General features: G+C 70.5%; 5 protein-coding genes. 3 read left to right on the top strand and 2 right to left on the bottom strand.

What is annotated here, in order from left to right; all coding sequences use genetic code 11:
- Positions 1-284: 284 nt before the first annotated feature.
- The 3 genes from ACTWQE_RS13185 (at position 285) to ACTWQE_RS13175 (ending at position 4,124) form a co-directional block, all read left to right on the top strand.
- The gene (locus ACTWQE_RS13185; RefSeq protein WP_443329093.1) at positions 285-719 is read left to right on the top strand and encodes a (deoxy)nucleoside triphosphate pyrophosphohydrolase; all 435 of its coding nucleotides are present in this window, start codon (positions 285-287) and stop codon (positions 717-719) included.
- Between the two features lie 129 nt (positions 720-848).
- Complete coding sequence (locus ACTWQE_RS13180; protein ID WP_443329088.1) at positions 849-1,295, top strand: ATP-binding protein; 447 nt, start codon at positions 849-851, stop codon at positions 1,293-1,295.
- Positions 1,296-1,505: 210 nt separating this feature from the next.
- The gene (locus ACTWQE_RS13175) at positions 1,506-4,124 is read left to right on the top strand and encodes a SpoIIE family protein phosphatase (protein ID WP_443329092.1); all 2,619 of its coding nucleotides are present in this window, start codon (positions 1,506-1,508) and stop codon (positions 4,122-4,124) included.
- A gap of 41 nt (positions 4,125-4,165) precedes the next feature.
- Here the strand turns inward: ACTWQE_RS13175 and ACTWQE_RS13170 are convergent, their stop codons facing one another.
- The gene (locus ACTWQE_RS13170; RefSeq protein ID WP_443329087.1) at positions 4,166-4,933 is read right to left on the bottom strand and encodes a succinate dehydrogenase/fumarate reductase iron-sulfur subunit; all 768 of its coding nucleotides are present in this window, start codon (positions 4,931-4,933) and stop codon (positions 4,166-4,168) included.
- Complete coding sequence (locus ACTWQE_RS13165) at positions 4,930-6,894, bottom strand: fumarate reductase/succinate dehydrogenase flavoprotein subunit (RefSeq protein WP_443329086.1); 1,965 nt, start codon at positions 6,892-6,894, stop codon at positions 4,930-4,932. Before ACTWQE_RS13165 ends, ACTWQE_RS13170 begins: the two co-directional genes overlap by 4 nt.

Below are 6,894 nucleotides of genomic sequence, written 5' to 3'. Positions count from 1 at the left end.
AAGGGCGGGGGTCGCGGCTCCCCCAGCTACCGCTGGGCGGTGCCCCCAGGTGCGTGCGATCGCAAGGCGGTGGGGGTACCCCCGGCCGGAGGCTGGGGGAGGTCGTCCTCGTACTGGGGTCCCCCATGCCGAAGGCCAGGGGAGTACTCGGACGAGCCCGACAACGCAGCGTGGGGGCACTCCCCCAGCCTTCGGCCGGGGGGACCCCCACCCGGACGGAGTCTGGGGGAGGGACTTTTGAAACGCGCCGTAGGGTGTGGCGCGTGACGGAGAACGGGACGAGGATCGTCGTCGGCGGGGCGGTGCTGGACCAGGGGCGGTTGCTGGCCGCCCGGCGCAGCGCTCCGCCCGCTCTCGCCGGCCGCTGGGAACTGCCCGGCGGCAAGGTCGAGCCCGGCGAGACTCCGGAGGCGGGGTTGGTCCGCGAGCTGCGTGAGGAGCTCGGTGTCGAGGTGGAACCTCTCGGGCGGATCCCGGGCGAGTGGCCGCTGACGCAGGGTTATGTGCTCCATGTGTGGACCGCCCGGCTGGCCGCGGGGGAGCCGCGACCGCTGCAGGACCACGACGAGTTGCGCTGGCTCACCCCGGACCGGGCGGACGAGGTCGATTGGCTCGATCAGGACCGGCCGGCGGTCGCGGAAGTGGTGCGGCGCCTTCTCGCACAGGCGCACAAGGAGCCGGAGGCGCGGACGCGCCGGACGCGCGGGGCGCAGACCTGAAGACATGCGCCTTTCGTGGCACAGTGCGTCGAATGTCGCGATAGCTGGCCTCGGATATCGGGTATGTGCCTCTTGACATCCCGAAAATCCCCCCGAAAACGGACAGCAGGGTCTGCCATCGGTCTGGAAGTGGTCGGCGTGAGCGACACTGCAGGTGCCTCCGATCCGGCCCCGCCTGCCACGCGTCCCGTCTCGGACGACCGCTCCGCCGAGTGGAGCTTCCCGGCCGAGCCGGGCTCCGTACGCAAGGCGCGGTCCCTGGTCCGCTCGACCCTCAACGAGTGGGGCCTGAACACGGTTCGCGACGTAACCGTATTGCTGGTCAGTGAACTCGTCACGAACGCACTGCGCTATGCGAGCGGTCCGATCGGAGTCCGCATCCGGCGGGTCCGGAACGACGCACTGCTCGTCGAGGTGTCCGACCCGCTGCCCGATCCGCCGCTGGCGCGGGACGCGGAGCCCGATGACGAAGGCGGGCGCGGTCTGCAACTGGTGGCCCACACATCCCGGCGCTGGGGGACGCGGCGCGGCAATGAAGGCAAGACAGTGTGGTTCGAGCTCGGCCTGCCTGGTTAGGAGAAGAGGGGTAGTGCTGATCACGGCAGCGGTCACGCTGAATGATCTTGGATGCGATAGTGGGCTGCGGGACATGAGGGGTGACTCGCACGCCCTCGAATGAGACTGTGCTGTGATCGTGAAGGCCGTGTTCCGGATGGCTCGGGTGCTGAATACTGGCCCAGGCCGGTCCGGGCAAGGTGAGCTGGAGGGGACGGGCGCGTGAGCGACATACCAGCGGGGGCGGAGACGCCTGACGAGACAGCCGCTGCCACCACATGGCAGCGTCACCCGCCCGGATCGATCTACGACTACATCCAGGTGGCCTCCTTCTCCCTGGGCCCCGACGGCCGTATCGAGCAGTGGAGCGACCGGGCCGCCGAACTCCTGGGAATCCCCGCCCACGCCGCCATCGGCAAGGACCCCATCGAGGCCTTCGTCCCGGGCGAGCTGCGCGACCTCGGGTACCGCAAGATCGCGGAGATCATGGACGGCCGCGAGTGGGTCGGCCTCGTTCCCTTCCGCGCCATCGAGGGCTCCGGCGCCCACGGCCTCGCCGAGGTCTACGTCATGCCCACCCGGGCGGAGGGGGGCGGCCACGGCGCTCTCTGTATCGTCGTGGACGTACGCGCCCTCCGCAGTATCGAGACCGACCTCGCCGCGTCGCAGGCGGTTTTCGGTCAATCTCCCATGGGATTCCTGCTCTTCGGGACGGACCTGAAGATTCTCCGCGCCAACGCCCGCTTCGCCGCCGTCTTCGGTGGTACCGCCGAATCCCACCGCGGATGCAGCCCCTCCGACTACCTCTCCCGGGTCGAGGCCGAGCGGCTGACCGTCGCTCTCCGCCAAGTTCTGGAGACCGGCAGTCCGGTGACCGAGCTTCAGCTCGTCGGCTCGGTCCCCGGCGACCCGGAGCGGCGCCGCTGGTCCGTCAACCTCTTCCGGCTGCACAGCGCCGCCGGACGGCCGATCGGTGTGGCCGGGCTCGGCACCGATGTCACCCGTCGGCGCAACGCCGAGCGCGAGGCCGCGAGCGCCCGCCGTAACCTCGCGCTCCTCAACGCCGCCGGGGCCCGGATCGGCAACTCCCTCGATCTGGAGACCACCGCCCGGGAACTCCTCGACGTCGCCGTGCCGCAGTTCTGCGATCTGGCGTCCGTGGACCTCTACCAAGGGCTGCTCACCGGTGACGAGGCCCCTCCCGGGCTGGCCGACGGCAGCGCCGAACTGCGCCGGGTCGCCTTCGCCAGCGCCGTGTCCGACGCGCCCGTCGTCATCTCCGCGTGCGGCGTCCCCGAGGACGGCGAGCTGCGGCCCATAGAGGTCGGCGCCGTCCACCGCTACCCGTTCACCTCGCCCTGCGCCAGCGCCCTGCGCACCGCCCAGGCCAGGGTCATCCCCGGCCAGGACAGCGACGACGGCCCTGAGCTCGGGGCCGTCGTGCAGTCCACCCTCGCCGTGCCGATGGTCGCCCACGACACGGTCGTCGGCCTCGCCCAGTTCTCCCGTACGAAGGGCAGCGAGCCGTTCGGCGAGCGTGACACCGCCCTCGCCATCGAACTCGCCTCACGCGCCGCGGTCTGTATCGACAACGCCCGTCTCTACCGCCGGGAGCACGAGCGCGCGCTGATACTCCAGCGCAGCCTGCTGCCGCCCGGCGACCCCGAGGCCGCCGGACTCGACATCGCCTGCCGCTATCTGCCCGGCAACACCGCGACCGAGGTCGGCGGCGACTGGTTCGACGTCATCCAGCTGCCGGGGCACCGTACGGCACTCGTCGTCGGCGATGTGATGGGCCGCGGACTGCGGGCCGCCGTGGCGATGGGCGAACTGCGCACCGCCGTCCGGACGTTGGCGCTGCTGGATCTGGAGCCGGCCGAAGTGCTCTCCGCCCTCGACGAGATCGCCCGGGGACTCGGGGCGCCGGCCGGATCCCACGGGGGCACGAGCGCCTCCCGCGCCGCCTCCCGCAACGGGCCCGGCGACGCCGCCTCCGATCTCTCGGAGGTCTATCTGGCCACCTGTGTGTACGCGGTCTACGACCCGGTCACCCGGCGATGCACCTTCGCCAACGCCGGGCATCTGCCCCCGGTGCTCGTGGAGCCCGGTGAGTCGGCCCTGATGCTGGAGGTCCCCACTGGCATGCCGCTCGGCGTGGGCGGCGAGCCCTTCGAGGAGATCGAGGTCGATCTCCCCGACGGCGGCGTGCTCGCGCTCTACACCGACGGACTCGTCGAATCCCGCGACCACCCGCTGGACGAGGGCCTCCAGGACTTCCGTACGGCACTCACCCAGCCGCCCCTGGCCTCCGCCGAGGGTGCCCCCGACCCGCTGGAGGACCTCTGCGACCAGGTCCTCGACACCCTGGACACCCACCACGGCGAGGACGACATCGCCCTCCTGATGGCCCGGGTACAGGGGCTGCCCGCGGACTCGGTCGGCGACTGGAAGCTCGCCCCCGAGCCCCAGTCCGTGGCACGGGCCCGCGAGCAGGCACGCGGACAGCTGATCGCCTGGGGCATGGAGTCCCTGGTGGACACCACAGAGCTGCTGGTCAGCGAACTGGTCACCAATGCCCTGCGGTATGGCGAGGGGGAGATCCGGCTACGGCTGCTGCTGGACCGCACGCTGGTGTGCGAGGTCTGGGACGGTGGCCTGGTCCAGCCCCGCCGCCGGCGCGCCCGCGACACCGACGAGGGCGGTCGCGGACTCCAGCTGGTCGGCCTCCTCAGCGCGGGCTGGGGCAGCCGGCGCACCCCCCACGGCAAGACGGTCTGGTTCGAACTGGCCCTGCCGAACGGCGAGTCGGCGTCCGTCGACCCGGTGGAGGCACTGCTCAGTCTGTACTGACGACGGAGGGGGCGGGCTTCCGCCCGCCCCCTCCGGTCCGGCTAAGTTCTCCGGCGGATCTTGTCGCCCAGCCAGACCAGCGGGTCGTACTTGCGGTCCACCGCCCGTTCCTTCAGCGGGATCAGCGCATTGTCGGTGATCTTGATGTGCTCGGGGCAGACCTCGGTGCAGCACTTGGTGATGTTGCAGTAGCCCAGGCCGTGGTCCTCCTGCGCCGTCCGCTTGCGGTCGATACCGCTCTCCGCGGCCTCGTCCAGCGGATGCATGTCCAGCTCCGCGATCCGCATCAGAAAGCGCGGACCCGCGAAGGCGTCCTTGTTCTCCTCGTGGTCGCGCATCACATGGCAGGTGTCCTGGCACAGGAAGCACTCGATGCACTTGCGGAACTCCTGCGAGCGCCCCACGTCCTCCTGCATCATCCGGTACTCGCCGGGGCCGAGCCCGGCCGGCGGGACGAAGGACGGCACCTCCCGGGCCTTGGTGTAGTTGAAGGACACATCCGTCACCAGGTCCCGTACGACCGGGAAGGCCCGCATCGGGGTGACCGTGATGGTCTCCGTACGCTCGAAGACCGACATCCGGGTCATGCACAGCAGCCGGGGCCGGCCGTTGACCTCCGCGCTGCACGAACCGCACTTGCCCGCCTTGCAGTTCCATCGCACGGCCAGGTCCGGCGCCTGAGTGGCCTGGAGCCGGTGGATGATGTCGAGGACGACCTCGCCGTCGTTGACCTCGACCTGGAAGTCCTCCAGGCCGCCGCCGTCCGCGTCGCCACGCCACACCTTGAAGTGGGCCTCGTACGCACTCACTGGGTCAGCTCCTCGTCGGTCAGGTACTTCACCAGCTCGTCCTTCTCGAACAAGCCGAGGAGATCCGCACGGATGGGTGTCGTCTCACGCCGCTCCAGCCGGACCTGCCCCCGCTCGGTGTCGGTCGCGGCCAGGCCGCCCGTGGGGTCGGAGAGCCGGCACACCAGATTGATCCTTCGCCAGTCCCGGTCCATCTGCGGATGGTCGTCACGGGTATGGCCGCCCCGGCTCTCCGTACGCTCCAGTGCGGCCCGCGCCACGCACTCGCTCACCAGCAGCATGTTCCGCAGATCGATGGCGAGGTGCCAGCCGGGGTTGAACTGGCGGTGGCCCTCGACCCCGGCACGCCGCGCCCGCAGCCGCAGAGCGGCCAGCCGGTGCAGCGCCTCCGTCATCTCGCCTTCCCGCCGGATGATGCCGACGAGATCGTTCATCGTCTGCTGGAGCTCCTGGTGGAGCGTGTACGGGTTCTCGGCCGGGCGGCCGTCGGGGCGCTCCGGATCCGGGCCCTCGGCGCTGAACGGGCGCAGCGCCTCCGCCTCCGCCATCTCGATGTCCCGGCCCTCCGGCACGGGCCGGGAGTCGCCCGACAGCCCTGCCGCGTACTGCGCCGCGTGCAGCCCGGCCCGCCGTCCGAAGACCAGCAGGTCGGAGAGCGAGTTGCCGCCGAGCCGGTTGGAGCCGTGCATCCCGCCCGCGACCTCGCCCGCCGCGAAGAGGCCCGGGACGCCGGTGGCCGCCGTCGAGTCCGGGTCCACATCGACGCCGCCCATCACGTAGTGACAGGTCGGGCCGACCTCCATCGGCTCGGCGGTGATGTCGACATCCGCCAGCTCCTTGAACTGGTGATGCATGGAGGGCAGCCGCCGCTTGATGACCTCGGCGGGCATCCGCGTCGACACATCGAGGAAGACCCCGCCGTGCGGTGAGCCCCGGCCCGCCTTCACCTCGGCGTTGATGGCGCGGGCGACCTCGTCGCGGGGCAGGAGCTCGGGCGGGCGGCGGTTGTTGTCCGGGTCCTCGTACCAGCGGTCGCCCTCGTCCTCGGTCTGGGCGTACTTCTCCTTGAACACGTCCGGGATGTAGTCGAACATGAACCGCTTGCCGTCGCTGTTGCGCAGCACCCCGCCGTCGCCGCGTACGGACTCGGTGACGAGGATGCCCTTCACCGACGGGGGCCAGACCATCCCGGTGGGGTGGAACTGCACGAACTCCATATTGATCAGCTGCGCCCCGGCGAGCAGCGCGAGGGCGTGCCCGTCGCCGGTGTACTCCCAGGAGTTCGAGGTCACCTTGAAGGACTTGCCGATGCCACCGGTGGCCAGCACGACCGCCGGTGCCTCGATGACGAAGAACCGCCCGGACTCGCGCACATAGCCGAAGACCCCGGCGACCCGCCCGGAGCCGGGCCCGCTGCCGGGCGCCTTGAGAACCCGGGTGATCGTGCACTCCTGGAAGACCTTCAGCCGGGCCTCATGATCACCGAATGTGCGCTCGTCCTCCTGCTGCAGCGAGACGATCTTCTGCTGGAGGGTGCGGATCAGCTCCAGGCCCGTACGGTCGCCGACATGCGCGAGCCTGGGGTACTCATGGCCGCCGAAGTTCCGTTGGGAGATCCTTCCGTCGGCCGTACGGTCGAAGAGCGCACCCCAGGTCTCCAACTCCCAGACCCGGTCCGGAGCTTCACGTGCGTGCAGCTCGGCCATCCGCCACTGGTTGAGGAACTTGCCGCCGCGCATGGTGTCGCGGAAGTGGACCTGCCAGTTGTCCCCCTCGTTGACATTGCCCATGCTCGCCGCGATGCCGCCCTCGGCCATGACCGTATGGGCCTTGCCGAAGAGGGACTTGCAGATGACGGCGGTCCGCATGCCCTGCTCGCGGGCTTCGATGGCGGCGCGAAGGCCCGCGCCCCCCGCACCGACCACGACCACGTCCCACGCCTGACGGTCGACTTGGGTCAT

The organism is Streptomyces sp. 8N706, assembly GCF_052245415.1.
Taxonomy (GTDB): Bacteria; Actinomycetota; Actinomycetes; order Streptomycetales; family Streptomycetaceae; genus Streptomyces.
The sequence above is the reverse complement of the archived record's forward strand: the minus strand, read 5'-3'. Positions and strand labels throughout refer to the sequence as shown.